At 62.0% G+C, this 19889-nt stretch carries 18 protein-coding genes; 12 read left to right on the forward strand and 6 right to left on the reverse strand.

From position 1 onward, the window contains the following. Window positions 1-169: 169 nt before the first annotated feature. Window positions 170-565 (reverse strand): hypothetical protein, encoded by a 396-nt coding sequence (locus V7S54_RS04460; RefSeq protein WP_065376223.1) that lies wholly within the window; start codon window positions 563-565, stop codon window positions 170-172. 344 nt (window positions 566-909) lie between these two features. Here V7S54_RS04460 and V7S54_RS04465 point away from each other — a divergent pair, with 344 nt between their 5' ends. Both V7S54_RS04465 and V7S54_RS04470 read left to right on the forward strand, forming a co-directional pair. Then, complete coding sequence (locus V7S54_RS04465) at window positions 910-3345, forward strand: arylsulfatase (RefSeq protein ID WP_065376222.1); 2436 nt, start codon at window positions 910-912, stop codon at window positions 3343-3345. 154 nt (window positions 3346-3499) lie between these two features. Next, complete coding sequence (locus V7S54_RS04470) at window positions 3500-3844, forward strand: hypothetical protein (RefSeq protein ID WP_065376221.1); 345 nt, start codon at window positions 3500-3502, stop codon at window positions 3842-3844. A gap of 217 nt (window positions 3845-4061) precedes the next feature. Here the strand turns inward: V7S54_RS04470 and V7S54_RS04475 are convergent, their stop codons facing one another. After that, window positions 4062-5810 (reverse strand): adenylate/guanylate cyclase domain-containing protein, encoded by a 1749-nt coding sequence (locus tag V7S54_RS04475; RefSeq protein WP_057253874.1) that lies wholly within the window; start codon window positions 5808-5810, stop codon window positions 4062-4064. A 236-nt stretch (window positions 5811-6046) separates the two neighbouring features. Between V7S54_RS04475 and V7S54_RS04480 the strand changes: the two genes are divergently transcribed. The 4 genes from V7S54_RS04480 (at window position 6047) to V7S54_RS04495 (ending at window position 11430) form a co-directional block, all read left to right on the forward strand. Next, complete coding sequence (locus V7S54_RS04480) at window positions 6047-6685, forward strand: glutathione S-transferase family protein (RefSeq protein WP_065376220.1); 639 nt, start codon at window positions 6047-6049, stop codon at window positions 6683-6685. A 260-nt stretch (window positions 6686-6945) separates the two neighbouring features. After that, on the forward strand, window positions 6946-8418 hold the full coding sequence (locus V7S54_RS04485) for a nucleobase:cation symporter-2 family protein (RefSeq protein ID WP_065376219.1): 1473 nt from the start codon (window positions 6946-6948) through the stop codon (window positions 8416-8418). Between the two features lie 256 nt (window positions 8419-8674). Next, window positions 8675-9280 carry a deaminase gene (locus V7S54_RS04490; RefSeq protein WP_065376218.1) on the forward strand — a complete coding sequence of 202 codons (606 nt, stop codon included), beginning with the start codon at window positions 8675-8677 and terminating at the stop codon, window positions 9278-9280. A 245-nt stretch (window positions 9281-9525) separates the two neighbouring features. Further along, entirely contained in the window at window positions 9526-11430 is a 1905-nt protein-coding gene (locus tag V7S54_RS04495) for an adenylate/guanylate cyclase domain-containing protein (protein ID WP_065376217.1), read from the forward strand. Window positions 11431-11454: 24 nt separating this feature from the next. Here the strand turns inward: V7S54_RS04495 and V7S54_RS04500 are convergent, their stop codons facing one another. Continuing rightward, the gene (locus tag V7S54_RS04500) at window positions 11455-12063 is read right to left on the reverse strand and encodes a TetR/AcrR family transcriptional regulator (protein ID WP_065376306.1); all 609 of its coding nucleotides are present in this window, start codon (window positions 12061-12063) and stop codon (window positions 11455-11457) included. A 152-nt stretch (window positions 12064-12215) separates the two neighbouring features. Between V7S54_RS04500 and V7S54_RS04505 the strand changes: the two genes are divergently transcribed. Both V7S54_RS04505 and V7S54_RS04510 read left to right on the forward strand, forming a co-directional pair. Further along, on the forward strand, window positions 12216-12632 hold the full coding sequence (locus V7S54_RS04505) for a RidA family protein (RefSeq protein WP_065376216.1): 417 nt from the start codon (window positions 12216-12218) through the stop codon (window positions 12630-12632). Between the two features lie 91 nt (window positions 12633-12723). Continuing rightward, window positions 12724-13377: a hypothetical protein gene (locus V7S54_RS04510; RefSeq protein WP_083203776.1), complete on the forward strand. Its 654-nt coding sequence runs from the start codon at window positions 12724-12726 to the stop codon at window positions 13375-13377. Window positions 13378-13429: 52 nt separating this feature from the next. Here the strand turns inward: V7S54_RS04510 and V7S54_RS04515 are convergent, their stop codons facing one another. Next, entirely contained in the window at window positions 13430-14287 is an 858-nt protein-coding gene (locus V7S54_RS04515) for a sigma-70 family RNA polymerase sigma factor (protein WP_065376215.1), read from the reverse strand. Beyond that, window positions 14287-14754 (reverse strand): carboxymuconolactone decarboxylase family protein, encoded by a 468-nt coding sequence (locus tag V7S54_RS04520; protein WP_065376214.1) that lies wholly within the window; start codon window positions 14752-14754, stop codon window positions 14287-14289. The genes V7S54_RS04515 and V7S54_RS04520 overlap by 1 nt, the downstream gene beginning before the upstream one ends. Window positions 14755-14989: 235 nt before the next feature. Between V7S54_RS04520 and V7S54_RS04525 the strand changes: the two genes are divergently transcribed. Continuing rightward, window positions 14990-15388 carry a hypothetical protein gene (locus V7S54_RS04525; RefSeq protein WP_065376213.1) on the forward strand — a complete coding sequence of 133 codons (399 nt, stop codon included), beginning with the start codon at window positions 14990-14992 and terminating at the stop codon, window positions 15386-15388. A 253-nt stretch (window positions 15389-15641) separates the two neighbouring features. On the opposite strand, the gene V7S54_RS04530 is transcribed toward V7S54_RS04525, so the two are convergent. Further along, entirely contained in the window at window positions 15642-15905 is a 264-nt protein-coding gene (locus V7S54_RS04530) for a hypothetical protein (protein WP_065376212.1), read from the reverse strand. A 175-nt stretch (window positions 15906-16080) separates the two neighbouring features. Between V7S54_RS04530 and V7S54_RS04535 the strand changes: the two genes are divergently transcribed. The 3 genes from V7S54_RS04535 to V7S54_RS04545 are packed head-to-tail and all read left to right on the forward strand — an operon-like array spanning window position 16081 to window position 19871. Continuing rightward, a complete protein-coding gene (locus V7S54_RS04535) occupies window positions 16081-17061 on the forward strand; it encodes an ABC transporter substrate-binding protein (protein WP_065376211.1) in 981 nt (326 codons plus the stop codon). A gap of 9 nt (window positions 17062-17070) precedes the next feature. Then, entirely contained in the window at window positions 17071-18843 is a 1773-nt protein-coding gene (locus V7S54_RS04540) for an ABC transporter permease (protein WP_336409489.1), read from the forward strand. Then, window positions 18831-19871: an ABC transporter ATP-binding protein gene (locus V7S54_RS04545; protein WP_065376210.1), complete on the forward strand. Its 1041-nt coding sequence runs from the start codon at window positions 18831-18833 to the stop codon at window positions 19869-19871. Before V7S54_RS04540 ends, V7S54_RS04545 begins: the two co-directional genes overlap by 13 nt. Window positions 19872-19889 lie beyond the last annotated feature (18 nt).

A 19889-nucleotide genomic window follows, 5' to 3' on the forward strand; every position in this document is an offset into this window, starting at 1 on the left:
CCACGCTGTCACGGTGTTTGGAAAACGCTAGGATCGTCCGCCCTTGAACAATTGTTCACCGTGCGGGCCGGCCCCCCGTTCTCAGCCGGGGGGCGGGGCCTGAGATAGCGGGCCGCCGGGGTGAGGGCGAGGATCGCCCCAACCGTCGACGGAAGCCCCGCAATGCATTTTACCAGTTGTTGTAGCCGCGAACCGGGCAGTTGGGCTGCAGGCCGAAGACGATCGTCCGACGATGCGACCCTCTAATTTCGATCCATTGATTGGTGGTTCGACCGACTCTGGCGCCCTGCAAGCCCTCGGCCCGCGCTATCGCCAAAGCGCGTTGCGGGGTACAAATGCGGCGCTGGGCGCGGCGATCGCGATACTGGCGGTCGCGATAGTAGCGGTCGCGATAATAGCCGTCGCCGTAGTCCTCGTCGTCGTAATAGCGTCGGCCATCGTCATATCTTGGCCCACCGCCATCGAGATAGAGCTCTACGCCCTGGGCCAGTGCTGTGCCCGGCACCAGTGCTGCGCCCGGTATCAGCGACGCGAGCAGCAGGCTGATTGAAATGATCTTCTTCATGTATGTCACCTCCTAAACGGCGATCCCATTTAGCGCTCGTAATTATGAACGCAGCCAGAACGGAATTGTTCAGGCAACGAAAGACGCGACGCCCGCGTCGATCGCTGGGATGCCTGCATCGCTATACGTGAGTCCAGCTCAAACGAGCATGTTTTTGTGTGATTCACATTTGCCTGTGTGGGCATCAGCCGCCTGTTCCGGGAATATTTCGGCTGGAGAAGTCCGGTCGTAAAACTCTCCCGCGTTAGGTTCAATGTCCCACCTTTCCCGCACGCGGTGATTTGGGTATATTAGGCCGCTCTAATTCGGAGGGGATTCAACAATCTGCAGTAGAGGTGTCCGCCATGACCATTGGCCAGAGCATGCTTGCGGGTGCAGCCTTCTTCGCGCTTGGTTTTGCGTCCGCATGGGCACAGCAGGTTTCAGGGACGCTCGGGGCACCCGGAGCGACCACAACAATTACCGGTAAGCAGCTTCCGTCGCCAAGTCCGGCTTTTGGCGGCGTGATCAAGGAAAAGGCCTCGGAATCGACGCCCTGGTGGACGCCGCGTGTCGTGCCGCCGAAAGGCGCTCCCAATGTGCTGCTCATCATGACGGACGACCAAGGCTTCGGTGCGCCGAGCACCTTTGGCGGGGTCATTCCGACACCGGCGATGGACCGCATCGCCAAGGAGGGGTTGCGCTTCACCAACTTCCACTCGACATCGCTTTGCTCGCCGTCGCGTGCGGCGCTGATCACTGGGCGCAATCACCATTCCGTCGGTTTCGGCGTGGTCGGCGAAATCGCGACCGGATATCCCGGTTACGATTCGATCATTCCCATCGAGAAAGGAACGATCGGCACGATCCTCAAGGAAAATGGCTACGCCACCGCATGGTTCGGCAAGAACCACAACACGCCGTCCTATCAATCGAGCCAGGCGGGCCCCTTCAACCAGTGGCCGACGGGCATGGGCTTCGACTATTTCTATGGCTTCGTCGGCGGCGATGCCAGCCAGTGGCAGCCGAACCTGTTCCGCAATACGACTGCCATCTATCCGTTTGAAGGCAATCCCAAATGGAACCTGGAAACGGCCATGGCCGACGAGGCGATCCAGCACATCAAGCAGTTGAGCGAGATCGCCCCTGGCAAGCCCTGGCTCGTCTATTACGTGCCCGGTGCCACCCATGCGCCGCATCACCCGACGCCCGAATGGATCAAGAAGATCAGCGACATGCACCTCTTCGACGAGGGCTGGAACAAGGTTCGCGAGACGATCTTCGCCAATCAGAAGCGGCTCGGCATCATGCCCGAGAACGCCCAGCTCACGCCTTGGCCCGACAGTTTACCGCAATGGGATTCGCTCAGTTTCGAGGAAAAGAAACTGTTCATCAGGCAGGCCGATGTCTACGGCGCCTATCTTGCCTATGCCGACAACGAGATCGGCCGCGTCATCCAGGCGGTGGAAGACCTCGGAGAGCTCGACAACACCCTGATCATCTACATCGGCGGCGACAACGGAGCGAGCGCCGAAGGCATGCTCAACGGCACACCGAACGAGTTCACCACATTCAACGGTGTCGAAGTTCCGGTTAAGGACCAGTTTCTCTGGTATCCGTTCTGGGGTTCGGAACGGACATTCCCGCATTTCGCAGCCGGCTGGGCCTGGGCGATGGGGACACCGTTCAAGTGGGTCAAGCAGGTGCCTTCGCATTTCGGCGGGACGGCGCAGGGCATGGTCATGTCCTGGCCCGGCCATATCAACGACGCGGGCGGTATCCGCGCGCAGTTCCACCACTTCATCGACATCGTGCCGACGATCCTGGAGGCGGCCGGCATCCCGCAACCGGAGACGATCAACGGCATCAAGCAGGAGCCGATCGAAGGCGTCAGCATGGCCTACGCATGGGACAAGGCGAATGCCACCGCCCCGACGCAACACCAGACGCAGTACTTCGAGATGCTGGGAAACCGCGCGATCTACCACGACGGATGGGTCGCCGCGACGACGCCCGCGACACTGCCGTGGGAACTCAGCACCAAGACGCCTCCCGACGTGATCACCGGCTACAATTGGGAACTCTACAACGTCGACGAAGACCCGACGCAGTTCACCGATCTTGCCGCCAAAATGCCTGACAAGCTCAAGGAATTGCAGGACCTCTTCTATGCCGAAGCGAAGAAGTACAACGTGCTGCCGCTCGACAATTCGACGCTCGCACGCTGGAACGCCCCTCGACCCAACCTGACGGCCGGACGGACGGAATTCACCTATCAGGGAGAATTGAGCGGTGTGCCGGCCAGCGCTGCGCCCAGCACCTTGAACAAGTCCTATACGATTACCGCCGAGGTCGAGATACCTGACGGCGGTGCGCAAGGCATGATCGTCACCGAAGGCGGCCGCTTTGGCGGTTACGGCCTCTTCCTCAGCCAGGGAGACTTCGGTGTCGGCAGTGGGAAGGTCGTATTCCTCTACAATCTGCTCGACCTCAAGCGCACCATGTGGGAGGGACCGGAACTCGAACCCGGCAAACACACGATCGTCTTCGACTTCAAATCGGACGGAAAGGGCCTTGGAGCGGGCGGCACGGGCGTTCTGTCGGTTGACGGCAACGAGGTCGCCAAGAACAGCATCGACCATGGCATCCCGGTTACCTTCCCCGAGGATGAGACCTTCGACGTCGGTCTCGACACACGCACCGGCGTCGCCTTGCTGGAATACCGCTACGACACGCCCTTCCGCTTTACGGGCAAGATCGACAAGCTGACTTTTGAACTGAAGCCAAACGCCACGCCCTAGAGCGCCGTGCGTTCAAGTGAACGCACAAAGGACGCTCTAGCACTTTGAATCTAGAGCATCTTTCCGCTTTCAGTGATTCCACTTGAGAGCGGGATGCTCTAGCGCCGGTGCATCGCAAGGCTTGGACATAAACGGCTAGCAGAGGTGCGTTCCTATGATACGCGTGCTTGATCTCGCCGCCTTCGCGGAGATGGCAACAGGGCTCGCGCTGGTGGTGGTGCCTTCGTTCGTGGGGCAGGTATTGCTTGGCGAGGCATTGACCGGGCCTGCTATCCCGACGGCCCGGGTGGCCGGTATTGCTCTGATCGCACTCGGCGTTGCCTGCTGGAGGAACTCAGGTCTCCTCGGCATGCTGATCTACAGTGCGGCAGTCACGCTCTATCTGGCCTATCTCGGACTGACTGGCTCCGCGGGCGTCCTTTTGTGGCCTGCGGTCGCGGTTCATGCGGTGCTGTCGGTCTTGCTCTGGCGCAGTCGTAAGAAGCCCAACGTTACCTAGAGTGCCGTGCGTTCAACTGGACGCACAAAGGACGCCCTAGCACTTTGATTCTAGAGCATCTTTCGCCTCCAGTGCTTCCACTTGAGAGCGGGATGCTCTAGGTCGGGAACCCATAAATCAGCCGGGCGGACGACTTGCCGGCGTCCGCTATGCACCGAAAGCGACCAACGTTTGCAGCGCAGCTAAAAGAAGCAATGGGCCACAAGCAGAAGTTAACTCAACTTGCTCGTAAGGGGCGCACATACTGCTCCGGCAGCCCCGCCTTCCGCAGGGCATCAATCAAGTGTTGCTGAGCTTCAGGGCGTGCGTAGTGCAGTACCTGGATCACATTCCGAAGCGATAAATCCGGTTTCACCAGCTTCACCTTGGCGATCACCTCACTTGCACCAGTTAAGTCGCCTAATTGCGCGCGCGCGGCGGCTAGGTACAAGAGGCCACTGGAGCGTTGTACAGGGACACTCTCGAGCGCTTCGACTGCGTCAGCATATCGAGCGAGGTCAAAGAGCGTCAGGCCGCGAACCGCTGCAAACCAATCGGGCACGAAGGGACCCAAGCCTATGGCGGCATCGATTGTGGCCAACGCATCGGCCGGCCTGCCACTGGCGCGCTGCCAGTTCGCGTAGTCGCCCTTAATCTGTATATCGGCCGGATTGAGTGTCAGCGCCCTGTCAAAATGGAAGCGTGAACGGTCATGGTCGCCTGTCCAAAGGTAGTAGAGCGCTCTTGCCCAATGAGACGTGGCGTCGTTGGCATCTAGTTCCAGCGCTTGTTTCGAAGCGCTCTCAGCCTTGGCCATCTGATCGTCATCGAGCACAATGATATTGCTGATGGTAAGAGCTATCGCCAGCCAGGCATGTGCAAGTGCAAAATGCGGATCGACGGCAATTGCCCGCTCAAGTAGGGGTACGGCTTCGGCATCACGCTGATGGTCACATAGATTGCGGCCTTGTAACAGACAGTCATAAGCCGACCAGCTAGTAGTTGGTTTTGCACGGGCTTTTGCTGCTTCTGCAGCGTACATACGGCCCTCCAGCATTGTTACGATTGCGGCCACAACAAGGTCCTGGACAGCGAAGATATCCTGCGCATCGCGATCGTAGCGGTCGGCCCAGACGTGAGTGCCGGTTATGGCATCGACCAACTGGGCTGTGATGCGTATTCGGTCGCCCAATTTGCGTAGACTACCCTCAACTACATAGGCAACGCCCAGTTCCCGCGCTACTTCGATATGACTTTTTCCCTTGTTGGCAAAATGAAACGACGCGTGGCGAGCTACTACGGATAGGCCGTGAAAGCGGGCGAGTTCGGTAATGATATCCTCGGTGATCCCATCGGAAATGTACTGTTGCCCGGGATCACCACTCATGTTGGTAAATGGCAGTACTGCTATGGACGGTTTGATTCGTTCTACCGCTGTTGGTCGCACCGATGTTCCTGAGGGAGCCCCCAGACTATAGACCCGGACCGGCTGGGCGATATTCTTGAGTTGCTGCTCACCCATGTCTTCAAACGAGAGATCAAGGCGACTTCCTACGTTGTCATGAACCATGCCGGTGACTGCAATGCCGCCCGCCGGGGCAAGTCCCTCGATCCGCGCAGCGACGTTCACGCCTTCACCGAAAACATCGCCATCCTCAGCAATCACATCCCCCAAGTTGACGCCAATGCGGAGTTGGATGGCTCGGTCCTCTGACAGCTCTGCGTTCCGTGCTGCCATATCCTTCTGTAATGCGACTGCGCAGGCCACGGCCTTCACAACGCTGGGGAATTCCGCGAGAAAGCCATCCCCCATAGACTTAAACAGCCGACCTTGGTGCTCGGCGATCCTAGTTTCGATCACTTCGGCGCGGAGGTTCCGCACGACCGCCAAGGTGCCGTCCTCGTCCACGCCCATGAGGCGACTGTAACCGACTACATCGGCGGCAAGGATGGCAGCCAGACGGCGCTGAACGGACTTGTCCACCACTCGATAGTGTCCCTGTTGGTCACCTGGGCTCCCTTGCAGAGCCTGGTTGATGACACGATAGCATACATAGCCGCGCCTGGCCGCAACCAGTTGTCCCAGAGCGAAGTCAGGCTGCTACGCGTCATGTCTGCTAGGAGTCATTCGCGACGAAGCGGCGGTCGATTTTTTCTTTTGCGCCTGTCGGCAAGCGTCGCCTTCGTTCGTCTTCATGACGTGCACCAAAGGAGAGCCACCGCATGAAGCTCTACTTCAGCCGCAATCCCAATCCTCGCCTGGCGGTTGCCGCCGCGCGGTATCTGAAGGCCGAGGTCGCGTTCGAGTTTGCCGACCCTCAAGGGGCGGGCCAGGCCGAACGCTTCCGGTCGCTCAATCCGAACCTGCTTCTGCCGATCCTCGAACGTCTCGGCCGGTCGCTCTGGGAGGCGGATGCGATCGCCTGTTATCTTTCCCGCCATACCGGTTCCAATTTCTGGCGGACGGATGACGACGAGCCGGAGATGATCCGCTGGATCAGCTGGGGCAAGGAGAACTTCGTCCAAGCCTGCGACATGGTGCATTGGGAGCGCGGCACCAAGCTGCGCTATGGCATCGGCCCCTGCGAGGAAGCGATGGTGGAGGAGGGGCTGAAGGCATTTCGCAAGGCTGCCGGAATCCTCGAGGCGCAACTCTCCGAGCGCGCCTGGCTGGTGGGTGACGCGGTCTCCTTTGCCGATTTTCGCATGGCGACATTCCTGCCTTACAATGATGCCGCGCGGCTGCCGATCGGGGACTATCCGGCGCTCAGGCGCTGGGCGGAGCAGCTTGAGGGGATTGACGCCTGGCGCGATCCCTTCCGCGGGCTGGTCGCCCCGGCGCTGCCGCCGATACCGGGTTGAGCGGGCGTTTGCACATCATCGAGCCCTGTTGCATGATGGCGCACAAAGGGCTCCAGCCGCCTCCCGTCAAGCGCCGCTGTCGGCAGTCCTGCCGGCGTCTGCGGAGCGGTGCCAGGATCAATTGGCCGCCGTACCCATTCCCGCCCAATTTCCGAAAGGTGTTTCGCTTTTTTTAGGAAGGCGAGATTTGCCATCCTTCAGCTACCTTTTGGTTGTCCCGCGGGAGACGGGGCAATCACAATGGTATGGAGGAGATACCCTTGGCAAGCATTGCAGAGGAAAGTGTACTACCGGAGAATCCCGAAGACGAACGGCTGAGCATCGGCGCGAACCTCGCCTATGGTCTGCAGCACGTTTTGACCATGTATGGCGGCATCGTCGCCGTCCCCTTGATCCTTGGCCAGGCGGCGGGCTTGAATTCCGCCGATGTCGGCCTGCTCGTCACCGCCTCGCTTTTCGCTGGCGGTCTTGCAACCATCCTGCAGACGATTGGTGTGCCGTTCTTCGGCAGCCGCCTGCCGCTGGTGCAGGGCGTTTCGTTCTCGGGCGTCGCGACGATGATCGCGATTTCAGGCAATGGCGGCATTCCGGCCATTCTCGGCGCCGTCATCGCGGCCTCGCTGATCGGTCTTCTGATCACGCCGATATTCTCGCGCGTCACGCGCTTCTTTCCGCCGCTCGTTACCGGCATCGTCATCACCACCATCGGCCTTACGCTGATGCCGGTGGCAGCATTCTGGGCGATGGGCGGCAACAAGGCGGCGCCGGACTTTGGCAGCACCGCCAACATCCAGCTTGCGGCCGTGACGCTCGTCATCGTCTTGCTGCTCAGCAAGCTCGGTAATGCCTCGATTTCCAGGCTCTCGATCCTGCTTTCGATCGTGATCGGCACCGGCATCGCCTATGTCGCCGGCATGACCGACTTTTCGCAGGTGGCAAACGGCCCGGTCTTCGCGCTGCCGAAGATTTTCCACTTCGGTTATCCGACCTTCGAACTGGCGGCGATCATCTCGATGCTGATCGTCATCATGGTGACGCTGGTCGAAACCTCGGCGGACATTCTCGCCGTCGGCGAGATCGTCGAGACCAAGGTGGATTCGCGCCGGCTCGGCGACGGCCTGCGCGCCGACATGCTGTCGAGCATCCTGGCACCTGTCGTCGGCTCCTTCACCCAGAGCGCCTTTGCCCAGAATGTGGGTCTCGTGGCGGTCACTGGCGTCAAGAGCCGATATGTGGTGGCAACGGGCGGAATGTTCCTGGTGACGCTCGGGCTGTTGCCGATCATGGGGCGCGTCGTTGCTTCCGTCCCGACCTCCGTTCTCGGTGGCGCCGGCCTCGTGCTGTTCGGCACCGTCGCCGCGAGCGGCATCCGTACGCTGTCCAAGGTCGAGTACAACAACAACATGAACCTGGTGATCGTCGCCACCTCGATCGGCTTCGGCATGATCCCGATCGCGGCCCCCGGCTTCTACGAGCATTTCCCGTCCTGGGTCGCGACGATCTTCCATTCGGGCATCTCGTCGGCCGCCGTGATGGCGATCCTGCTCAACCTCTTGTTCAACCACTTCACGACAGGAAACTCGGACCAGCAGTCGGTCTTCGTCGCGGCAACGGAGCGCACGATCCGCTACCAGGACATCGCACGCCTGCATGACGGCGACTACTTCCTGAATGGCAAACTCTACGATGCCAAGGGCGCGGAAGTGCCGCTGATTGCGGCGGAGGCGCACTAGAGCCGGCCCGATCTTTGGAACATGCAGTCCCGGGCGGAAGTCGCTTCAGACTTTTCCTGGGATTGTTTTGAAATGCGCAATCCCGGACGGAAAACCGCTTCGCACTTTTCCTGGGATTGCTCTGAAATACGCAACTCCGGACGAAAAACCGCTTCGCACTTTTTCTGGAGTTGCTTTGAAACCCGCCATTCCGGGCAGGAAGCCGTTCCTGTTTTTCCTGGCGTTGCTCTCAAAACCCAACAAAAGGACACTGGGAATGACACAGCAGACCGACAACTACCAACTCCTCGATGCGCTGCTTGGCACGATGGAACGCGGCATCATCCCGGCAACGGAAGCCGGTGTTGCCGCCGGCAACAAGATCTTTGGCGCAGCACTGATGCGCAAGTCCGATCTTTCGACCGTGCTCGTCGAGACCAACAACGAAACGGAAAACCCGCTCTGGCACGGCGAAGTGCACACCCTGAAGCGCTTCTACGAGATCGAGGGCGCTGCGCGCCCGGACTCCCGCGATCTCATCTTCCTCTCAACGCATGAGCCCTGCTCGATGTGTCTGTCGGCGATCACCTGGGCGGGATTCGACAATTTCTACTACTTCTTCAGCCACGAGGATTCCCGCGACAGTTTCTCCATCCCCCACGACCTGAAAATCCTGAAGGAGGTCTTCACGCTGGAGCCCGGCGGCTACAACCGCACGAACGCGTTCTGGAAGGGCCAGTCGATCCACACGCTGATCGACGGTCTTCCCGACCCGCAGCGTGAAGAGCTGAAGGCGCGCGCAGACGCCATCCGTGCGAAGTACGACGAACTCTCCTCCACCTACCAGGACAGCAAGGACGGCAACGCCATCCCGCTGAACTAGCCCGGCAAAGCCACCGGCGACACCAGACCATTTCATTGTCTCCTACAGCGCCGCGCGTCCTATCAGACGCGCGGCGCTGTAGGGCTTTGAAGTGCTGCATGTTTTTGTCCTTCAATCGGCTACGATTGAAGGAAACATGCAGTTGATTCAACGAAATGGCCTATTTGTTTGAAAGATTGCGCATTCCTGCCGGCACGAGCAGGTGATAGTTTCGCCGAAACACGGTCGCGTTTCGGGGGAGTTGCGTGAACTGGTCCAGGCCTCTCAGGGTGCATCTCAGCGTTCTGGTCGTCGCCTTGCTCATCTGCACGGCGACGCCGATCATCTGGATGGCGTTCAGCCAGGGCAGGGCGGCGGCCGTTCTCGGCGGCGCCAAGCACATGCGCGAGATGAGCTTTCGGCTGATCGAAGGCTACAGGAATGCGCTGGAAGGCGGACATGAGGCCGTCGGACTGGCGTCCGCGGTGCCGCAGCTCATACCCACGCCGCCTGCGGAACTTGAAGCAAAACAGCAGTTCTTCCTGGAGGTGCTGCGAAGCGTGTCGAACGCGACAAGCATCTATGCCGGTTATCCCGATGGTTCGTACCTGCAGGTGATCAACACCGGGAGGGACTATGTCCGCCAGAGCCTTTCGGCGCCGGCGGAGGCGAACTTCGCCATCCGGACGATCACGCCCAGGCAGGGTTCGCAGGCTCAGTCGACCCTTCGGTTTCTCGACCGCGAGACAAGGCCGATCGGAGAGCCGAGGTCCGAGCCGACATCTTTCGATCCGCGGCAACGTCCGTGGTATCAGGCCGCCGTTTCAAGCGATGCGCCGGTGTCCGTCGGGCCCTTCGTCGCGGGAACGCTCCGGGTTCCGACGCTCGCTTTGGCCGCGCCGATGAAGGGCGACCACCGGGTCGTCGTCGGTGTCAACATCCACTTGCAGACGGTCAGCCGGCTGCTCGATCCGCGGGAGATCTCAGGACGCGCCCGGTCCTTCATCATCGGCGAAGGCGACACGCTGGTGGCCCATTCCGATCCGTCGATCATGGGGCGGATCCTCGGGACCTGGTCGGGCGGTCGCAGCGTCGATTCAGGCAGCCTTGACCCGGGCGTGGAAGCCGTGGCGCGGCTGCGCAAGGATCCGCGTTATGCCAATGGCGGCCTTGCCGAGATCGATCTTGAGGGCGAAAGCTATCTTGCGCAGGTCGCCCCGGTCAGCGTTGACGGCCTGTTCAGGGGGAGTTCGGTCGCCATCGTCGTGCCGCTTGACGATCTCGTTGCGCAGGCCAACCGGTTGCTGGTGCGCAACCTGTTGATTGCCGCCGGCCTTCTGGTGGCCGGCGTGTTCGGATCGCTGATGCTGTCGCGGGTGATCAGCCAGAAGCTTTACCGGCTCGCCGACGAGGCGCGCCGGATCGGCGATCTGAATTTCACGGGCAAGGGCGTGGCGCATTCGTGGATCACCGAGATCAACACGCTCGGGGGCGCGCTTGCCGCCAGCCGCCGCGCCATCGTGCAATTTGCGCTCTACGTGCCGCGCGAGGTGGTGCGGCGGATCATCGACCCTCAGGGCGGGGCGGTGGTCAAGGGCAGGCGTCAGGAGGTGACCGCACTCTTCACCGACATTCGCGACTTCACGACCATATCCGAGCAGCATTCGCCGGAGGATGTGGTCGACATTCTCTCTGCCTATTTCGAGCTCCTGAACGGCATCGCCGAAGGGCACGGCGGGACCGTGGTGCAATATCTCGGCGATTCCATCTTCGTCGTGTGGAATGCGCCCGTCGAGGATATCAGGCACGCCGAACACGGCTGTCGTTGCGCGCTGGCGATGAAGGCGGCGGTCGAGGGCCTGAATGCGGCCAACCGCCAGGCGGGCCGGCCCGAATTGTTCACACGTTTCGGTTTGCACACCGGTCCGGCCGTCGTCGGCAGCATCGGGGCGGCCTCGCGCCAGCAATACACGGCCATGGGCGACACCATCAACGTTGCCTCGAGGCTCGAAGGGTTGAACAAGGAGTTCAATACGTCGATTCTGGTGAGCGTCGCCGTTCACGACGCGGTCGCCCGCAGCTTTGTTTTCCGCGAAATCGGGATGGTGCAGGTCAAAGGACGTGCTGCGAAGATCGACCTTTGGGAACTGGTGGGGGAACGCCGCGGGTAGGGCCTGCGGATCGCGCCGCCCGGTTCAGCGATCGGCAAGCAGACCCGAAGCCAGGGACTGGAAGGCATCGATCGCTTTCGGCAGCACGCCCTTCGGATCGTCGCTGGCGGCGACCCAGAGGGCGGCATTGAGCGCGGCACCACTCAGCAGCCTTGCGGCCGCTTCCGGGTCGACCGGTTTCAGGGCGCCTTTCTCCAGCAACTGCTCGACCGAGCGCTGTGTCGCCACCAGGCAGCTGTTCTGGCTCGGCCATTTCGAGGGATCGCCGAGCACGGCGGGGCCGTCGAGCAGCACGATGCGCTGGACCTCCGGGTCGAGCGCCATCTCGATATAGGCGGCACCTTCCGCGAGCATGGACTGCCAGGCGTCGTCGTTTTCGCCGCCGATCTCCTTGGCGCGCGCGGCCATCTCGCCGTCGATCTCATTGACGACGGCGGCGAGCAGCCCGCGCTTGTCGCCGAAATTGTGGTAGAGCGCGCCGCGTGTCAGGCCGACATCGGCGGTGAGCTCGTCCATGGAAGCGGCGGCGTAACCCTTTTCGGCGAAGGCCTTTCGCCCCGCCGCTATCAGCTTCACGCGGTTTTCTTCCATCGTCTCCTGGCGGCTTTTGGCCATGATTGCCCTCAACTTCATATACGCAGCGTATATGAAGTTGACATACGCGTCGTATTTCACTATTTCAGATACGCGCCGTATATCAAATGAAACGGGTTTTGTGAAGTTCTGCCTGAAACGGCAGCGCGTGCCCGTCTGCGCGCCCTGGATTTACGAGAAGGACCAGACCGATGACCAAACGCAACGCAATCTTTCCGGCAAACCGCCACGCGCTCTACGAGGCGCACGGCTACTCCGCGGCCATCCTCTCGCAGGGCCTGCTTTTCGTTTCGGGGCAGGTGGGTAGCCGCGAGGACGGAACGCCCGAGCCGGACTACGAGCGCCAGGTCGAACGCGCCTTCGACAATCTGAAGGCAACGCTGGAGGCGGCGGGCGGCACACTCGACGACATCGTCGACATCACCACCTTCCACACCGATCCCGAAAGCCAGTTCGAAACCTTCATGGCCGTCAAGAACCGGGTCTTCCCGGAAAAGCCCTATCCCAACTGGACCGCGATCGGCGTCAACTGGCTCGCCGGCTTCGATTTCGAGATCAAGGTGATCGCGCGGATTCGGGCGGGTGCCGGGGCCGAGCAAGCGGCCTGATTTTTGGTTCTGGAGCAGTGTGGCGTCGCATTCCATGTGGCGACCACCTGCCTTGCGAAGTTGGCCCACCAGCCATATCGGCAGAAAGGGTTTGCTGCTGGTTGTTGACCTTGAAGTCACAACCCTTAGCGTGCGAAGGAACGATGAAACCCTCTTGAAAAATGCGGTCCTGCTAATGGCTTTGGCGAACGAAGAGATGGTGCAGCAGAAGCTGCCAGGTACGGCCCGCTTCCTGGGCACAGTCCTGGTGACACTCGGCGCACTGCCTGTTCTTGCGAAAATGGTTGGTTATCAATTTTTGCCATCGGTAGATTGGGTAGCAACGACAACCATTCCCGGAATTGTCGGGGGCGTGGCATTTGCGGTGGGAATGCTGTGGCTCACCTGCAAAAGCAAGTACAGGATTCGGGGCAGTGAAATAAAGAAAGCCGCCGCGCTCCTAGGATGGCCGTTTATTGGCTACTTCTTTGGAAACAACATGGTGGTATTCGCGGGCCCGATGATTCTTGCCATTATCGCGGGCCATCAGGTCGAACTCCCGTATACGGTGGTGGACCCGGGTCGCTACGGCACCAGCGAATGCCGTTCACCGGTCGAATTGCGAGACGTCCCGTTTCTCTTCAACAGCCTTTGCCGCGTTCCCGACGAACTCAGGAGAGGTCTCGAACCGGGTGGGCACATCATAGTCATTGGCCGCGGCACCAGCTTAGGCCTCTATGCAGAGGGCCTTCGGCGGGCCGATTGAGACGGCCGCCTTGTTCCAAAGCGGAGGAGAGCTTCGACGGGCAATACCGAACCTAATGCAGATGCGTGAGCTTGTCCGGGTTGCGCACCACATAGATCGCCACCACCTTGCCGTCCTCGATGTCCAGCGCGGTCGACTGCAGTTCGCCGTCGGCTTCCCTCGTTACGAAGCCGGGGAGGCCGTTGATGAAGCCGGTGCGCACCAGGGTCGAGCCGTGTTTGGCAAAGAGGGCGGCCAGTTGCTGGTGCACCTTCATGACGGCATCGAAGCCGAGGATTGGCCGCATCGCCGCAGGGCGTTTGCCGCCGCCGTCGGAATGGACGCTGACATCGGCGGCGAGCATGGCGCCGAGCGTCTTCATGTCACCGTTTCGCGAGGCGGCAAAGAAGGCGTTGGCGAGCTCGAGGCCGCGCTGCTGCTCGATTTGGAAGCGTGGCCGCTCGTCGCGCACATGGGTGCGGGCGCGGGCCGCAAGCTGGCGGCAGGCGGCGGGGTCGCGCTCGATCGTCGTTGCGACCTCGTCGAAGCTGAGGCCGAAGACGTCGTGCAGCAGGAAGGCGGCGCGCTCGAGCGGGGAGAGCCTTTCGAGCGCGAGCATCAGGGGGAGGGTGACGTCGTCCTCCGGCTCTTCCTCGACGACAGGATCGGGCAGCCAGGGGCCGACATAGGTTTCGCGCTTGAGCCGCGCGGATTTCAGCTGGTCGAGGCAGAGCCGCGTGACTGTGCGGCGCAGGAACGCTTCGGGTTCTCGCACGGCCGTGCGGTCGGCCCCCATCCAGCGGATGAAGGCCTCCTGCACCATGTCCTCCGCATCGGCGACCGAGCCGAGCATGCGGTAGGCGACGCGGATCAGCTTCGGACGCAGCGGGTCGAAAACCGCCGCTGCGTCCTCTTGCGGCGAACCCGCCATCAGGCGGCTGCCTGTGCGGCTTTGGCAGCGGCCGGGTCGATCCACAGGCCGAAGCCGACGGCGAGACGGTTCCAGCCATTGATGACGTTGATCATCAGCGTGAGCTTCACCTGTTCCTCCTCGGTGAACTGTTGCTTCAGCGCCTCGTAGGCCTGCTCGTGGGTGTGGCCTTCCGAAAGCCGCGTCAGCGCTTCGGTCCAGCCTAGCGCGGCGCGCTCGCGAGCGGAATAGCACGGCGCCTCGCGCCAGGCCGAAAGCAGATAGATGCGCTGTTCCGTCTCGCCCTTGGCGCGCGCTTCCTGGGTGTGCATGTTGATGCAGTTGGCGCAGCCATTGATCTGCGAGGCGCGGATCTTGACGAGCTCGATGATGGTCTGGTCGAGGCTCGCGGCAACCGCGACGGAGGTGGCCATCCAGCTCTTCATCAACTGCGGGGCGGCGGCGAAAAGGTCGATCTTGGCAGTCATGGTTCCGTTTCCTTTCGTTGGTTCCGATACCATGACGAGCGAGCTACGGCCGGTGTGACATCGGCACGAAATTTTTTTCGACATGGAGCGGAGCGCCAGGCGGACCCGCGGGCAAGGGCTCCCCACACGGAGTTGGGGTGCAGATACCGTGTCAGCGGCTTCGGCACACATAATCCGTTTGATTGACTATGCCGCCCTGCGTTCATGTGTAAGTGTATGCGGGCTGGAATTTCTATTGCAGGTGGCGGTGGGGCGCCTGCGGGACGTATTTGTGCCGGGCGATTTCCGTGCATGGTTGTCACGGCTTTTCTTCGGCGTGGCTGAGGGTGCAGAGGACGAGAGAGGACGTCTTACCATGGCGGGGATATTCAGGTCGCTCAAGAGGGTGTTGACCGGGCAAGTCATCCGGCAATCCGATATTCAGATCATGAACGGTACTTGCGTACTGTCGTTGCGCGTGAAGCGCGAAAGCGGAAGCGGTCGCTTCTATGTCGTGCTGGCTGCGAAGGCCTCGGGCAACTATCAATACTACCCGCTGGAGCCAGATGAGTTCGAAAGGTTGTTTGACGCTGCCATCGAAACCAGAGTCGCGTTGCAGCCTGAAGATCGGCGAGGCGCCCAAGCTTTGATTTAGCGGCGCGGCCTGGGCACGCTGCTCGGGCCGGAGGGGAGGATTGCAACATTTGAAGGCTGACCTGTCACGCTTCCTGTAGAAGGTCGGCCATAAGGTTCGTCGCAATCGTCGACGCGACAAAACGCAAAATCTTCGTCGTCTACGCACGCGTCCTGCTTGCCGGCCACGGCGAGGAAACGGTCAGCCTCAGGCCGTCGGATGCCACCAGATTGCGGGCAGAAGTGGAGCATCTGGCCGCATCGGTCGGCGGCGCCTATTCGGCGGCCGGTTGGCTGCGGCGTTCCAATATGGACTGAAACAGATCGGCCTGGCGCTCGGCGGCGAGGCGAATTTTATTGAGCTGTCCGAGCAACGCGCCGAGGGCCGCAAGCGCGACGCCTGCGCCGATGGTGGGCAATGCCGACTGCAGGGCAAGGATAATGCCCAACCAGCCGAACGACGGCACGGTTGCGTACAGCGAGACCGCCAGCGCTACGACGATGACCACCGCTCCGGCAATTTTCAGAAAAGTGTCCATGGCAGTTCCTCCACTCGCATGCCGTGCAAGCTTTCTCGGTCTGCACGTCTTGTCAAGGGAGCGTGCGTTCTCCCGGTAAGGGAGCGCGACAGGGGGCTTGCGGTTCTGGCCTGTCACACCCCTGTAAAAGGGCGGCTCTATCCCTCGGCGCCAGTTTCAACACGAGGGTATATCCATGAAATCTTTTGTTTCCGTGCTTGCTGGCGCTCTCGTCGCTGGCCTGCTTTCGACCGCGGCCTACGCCGATAATCTGGTGCTCTATACCAGCCAGCCGAACGAGGACGCGCAGGCGACCGTCGATGCCTTCCAGGCGGCCAATCCGGGTATCGAGGTCGAATGGGTGCGCGAGGGCACGACCAAGATCATGGCCAAGCTGATGGCCGAGATCGAGGCCGGCAATCCGGTCGCCGACGTGCTGCTCATCGCCGACACCGTGACGATGCAGCGGCTGAAGGAAGCCGGGCATCTCGCCGACTACAAGTCGCCGGAAGCGGCCAACTACGACGCTTCCCTCTATGATGCCGACGGCGCCTATTATTCGACCAAGATGATCACGACCGGCATCGTCTACAACACCTCGGCCGCGATGAAGCCTGCCGGCTGGCAGGATCTCACCAAGACCGAAGCCAAGGGCCTCGTGACCATGCCGAGCCCGCTGACCTCGGGCGCGGCGCTGATCCATGCGCAGACGCTGAGCAACATCGATGGTCTCGGCTGGGATTATTACAAGGCGCTCGCGGCAAATGGTGCCACGGCTGCTGGCGGCAATGGCGGCGTGCTGAAGGCGGTTGCGACCGGCGAGAAGGCCTATGGCATGCTCGTCGATTTCATGGCGATCCGCGAGAAGGCCAAGGGTGCGCCGGTCGAGTTCGTCTTCCCGGCCGAGGGCGTTTCGACTGTCACCGAGCCGGTCGGCATCCTGAAGACTGCCAAGAACGTCGACGCCGCCAAGAAGTTCGTCGACTTCCTGCTGTCCGAGGAGGGCCAGAACACGGCGGTGAAGATGGGCTACATCCCGGCCCGCAACGGCGTGGCGCTGCCCGAGGGCTATCCGGCGCGCGAGACGATCAAGGTGCTGCCGGTCAACGCCGCCGAAGCGGTGAAGACTTCCGACACCGACCTCAAGACCTTCTCCGGCATCTTCGGCACAAACTGATCCCTTAGAATGCTCGAACGCAATGATCGGCGCAGCCGGCCTCGCTGGCTGCGCTTTCCCTTTCAAAGCCGGACGCAGGACGTGCCGCAGGCGAGGGCGGGTGCCAGACCCGCCGCCGAGCCGCGCTGGCTGGTGCCCTTCGTTTTCGCCTGCCTGTTTCTGCTCTGCCTGCTGCCGCTCATCAGCCTGGCCAGGGCCGGCTTTGCCGGGCTTGTCTCCGGGCAGTCGATCGGCGTGCTCACCGAGCCCGCGACCTTTGCAGCGATCCGCAACACGCTGATAACGGCGACGGGCGGCATGATCGTTTCCGTCGTCATCGGCGCGCTTTTCGCCTTCTCGGTGGCGCTGACCGATGTGCGCGCCAAGCTGAGCTTAAGCTTCGCCTTCATGCTGCCGATGATGATCCCGCCGCAGGTGACCGCACTTGCCTGGGTGGAGATGACCGGGCCGGCGAGCCCGCTTTTGAAGACGCTCGGCATCGCGCCGCCGCTCGGCAGTCCGCAACCGCTCTATTCGCTCGCGGGCATTTCGCTGCTGCTTGGCGTCCAGCATGCGCCGCTTGTCTTTCTGGCGCTGAAAGCGGGGCTTTCAGCCTCGCCGCGCGACGGGGTGGAGGCGGCAAGGCTTGCGGGGGCCACGCCGTTCCGCGTCATCAGCGATATCGTTGCGCCGCTCTCGCTGCCAGGGTTGATTGCAGGTGCTGCGATCGCCTTCGTTTCCGGCGTCGGCAATTTCGGCATTCCGGCGATCCTCGGCATTCCCGCCGGGATCGAGGTGCTGCCGACCCTGATCTACACGAGGCTGGCAAGCTTCGGTGCCGGCACTTTCGGCGAGATCGCGCTGCTTTCGAGCCTCATCGCCGTGATCGCCGCGGCCGGGATGATCCTGCAGCAGCGGGCGCTTTCCGGCCGGGACTACCGCATCATCGGCCTCTCCGGCGCCCACGCCGCTTTCGCGCTCGGGCGTTATCGCCTGGTCGTGGAGATGGCGCTGGTCGCGATCTTGTTCTTCGTGCTGGCGGCGCCGCTGGCCGCGCTCGTCGCAAGCTCGCTGGTGCCGGCCTATGGCGTGCCGCTCAACTGGCAAACGGTATCGCTTCGGGCTTACGAAGAAATCCTCTTTCGCCAGTCGATGACGCTGAAGGCGCTTGGCAATTCGACGTTCCTTGCGACCTCGGCGGCGCTCGGGTTGCTCGCCGTTTCGGTGCCGGCCGCCTACCTGATGACCTGGCGCAAGGGCTTGCTTGCCAATACGCTCAGCATTCTCATCGAGATCCCCTATGCGCTGCCCGGCATCGTGCTCGCGGTCGCCTTCATCCTCACCTTTGCCGCACCGTTGCCCCTCCTCAACGTCTCGCTCTACGGCACCATCTGGATCATCCTGATCGCCTATTTCTCCTCGTTCCTGGCCGTCAGCCTCAAGCCTGTGATGAGCGCCTTTCTGCAGATGGATCCGTCGCTGGAAGAGGCGGCGCGGCTTGCCGGCGCGGGTTTCCTCAGGCGCATGCGCGACGTGATCCTGCCGCTGGTGGCACCGGCGGCGGGGGCTTCGATCATCCTCGTCTTCCTCATCGCCGCCAACGAACTCACGGTTTCCGCGCTGCTCTGGTCGGCCAGCACCCAGACGCTCGGCGTCGCCATCTTCAATCTCGACGACAGCGGTTCGTCCGATCTTGCCGCAGCGCTCTCGGTGCTGGTGGTGATCATGGTCGTGATCCTGATGGCGGCGCTCGAGGCGATCGCGAAATATCTCCCGGAAGGCGTGCTGCCGTGGCGCAACTGATCCTCAATCACCTCACCAAACATTTCGGCGGCGGGCGGCCGGCGGTATCGGATGTTTCGCTGACCGTGCGAGAAGGCGGATTCCTGGCGCTGCTTGGGCCGTCCGGCTGCGGCAAGACCACGGTGCTGCGCATGATCGCCGGCTTCGAGCAGCCGAGCGACGGCTCGATCGATTTCGGCGAAAGGCGGCTTTCCGACGCGTCGCGGGCGCTGCCGCCGGAACGGCGCAACATGGCGATGGTGTTCCAGTCCTATGCGCTCTGGCCGCATATGACGGTGGCGGAAAATGTCGGCTATCCCTTGAAGGTGCGCGGCATTTCCGGCGAGGCGTGGCGACGAAGTGTCGGCGAGGCGCTGGCGCTGGTGAAGCTCACCGATTATGCCGATCGCCGGCCCGCGGCCCTTTCCGGCGGCCAGCGGCAGCGCGTCGCGCTTGCCCGCTGCCTGGTGACCTCGCCGGATGTCGTGCTGCTCGACGAGCCGCTCGCCAATCTCGACCAGCATTTGCGCAAGTCGATGGAGGAGACCTTCCGCATCTTCCACGAGCGCTCGGGCGCGACGATGATCTATGTGACCCACGACCAGGCGGAAGCGATGGCGCTTGCGACCGATGTCGCCGTCATGTCCGAAGGGCGGCTCATGCAGATGGCGCCGCCGGCGGAGATCTACGCGAGGCCCGAGGGCGCCGTCGTCGGCGGCCTGATCGGCCGCGGCTCGGTGCTCAGGCTGGCCGTGCCGGAGGGCGCGCCGCGGGCGCTGGAGTGGCCGACGCTGCGGGCCGCACTTGGCGGGATCGGCGAGGCGGGTGCGAGCAACGGAGCGATCCGCGATGTGCTTGTGCGGCCGGAGCATGTGCGCCGCGACGGCGAGGGCATGGCGTTTCGCGTCATCGCCTGCGTGTTCGAGGGTGAGCGTTTCGCGCTGACACTGGCGCTGCCGGACGGCCAGGTGCTGAAAGCCTATGGCGACAGCGCGCTGATAGCGGGGGAAACGGCGCGCTTCGTGATGAGCCAGGGTTGGCGATTGTAGGGGCGCCGCCGCATCGAT

Origin of the sequence: Ensifer sp. CCNWLY38, from assembly GCF_037120565.1 — a bacterium.
Lineage (GTDB): Bacteria > Pseudomonadota > Alphaproteobacteria > Rhizobiales > Rhizobiaceae > Ensifer > Ensifer adhaerens_H.

Coding starts and splice junctions, on each gene's coding strand:
- V7S54_RS04465 (WP_065376222.1), top strand. CDS start 910: ATGACCATTGGCCAGAGCATGCTTGCGGGTGCAGCCTTCTTCGCGCTT.
- V7S54_RS04540 (WP_336409489.1), top strand. CDS start 17,071: ATGCTCGAACGCAATGATCGGCGCAGCCGGCCTCGCTGGCTGCGCTTT.
- V7S54_RS04460 (WP_065376223.1), bottom strand. CDS start 565: ATGAAGAAGATCATTTCAATCAGCCTGCTGCTCGCGTCGCTGATACCG.
- V7S54_RS04480 (WP_065376220.1), top strand. CDS start 6,047: ATGAAGCTCTACTTCAGCCGCAATCCCAATCCTCGCCTGGCGGTTGCC.
- V7S54_RS04500 (WP_065376306.1), bottom strand. CDS start 12,063: ATGAAGTTGAGGGCAATCATGGCCAAAAGCCGCCAGGAGACGATGGAA.
- V7S54_RS04535 (WP_065376211.1), top strand. CDS start 16,081: ATGAAATCTTTTGTTTCCGTGCTTGCTGGCGCTCTCGTCGCTGGCCTG.
- V7S54_RS04490 (WP_065376218.1), top strand. CDS start 8,675: ATGACACAGCAGACCGACAACTACCAACTCCTCGATGCGCTGCTTGGC.
- V7S54_RS04530 (WP_065376212.1), bottom strand. CDS start 15,905: ATGGACACTTTTCTGAAAATTGCCGGAGCGGTGGTCATCGTCGTAGCG.
- V7S54_RS04505 (WP_065376216.1), top strand. CDS start 12,216: ATGACCAAACGCAACGCAATCTTTCCGGCAAACCGCCACGCGCTCTAC.
- V7S54_RS04520 (WP_065376214.1), bottom strand. CDS start 14,754: ATGACTGCCAAGATCGACCTTTTCGCCGCCGCCCCGCAGTTGATGAAG.
- V7S54_RS04515 (WP_065376215.1), bottom strand. CDS start 14,287: ATGGCGGGTTCGCCGCAAGAGGACGCAGCGGCGGTTTTCGACCCGCTG.
- V7S54_RS04470 (WP_065376221.1), top strand. CDS start 3,500: ATGATACGCGTGCTTGATCTCGCCGCCTTCGCGGAGATGGCAACAGGG.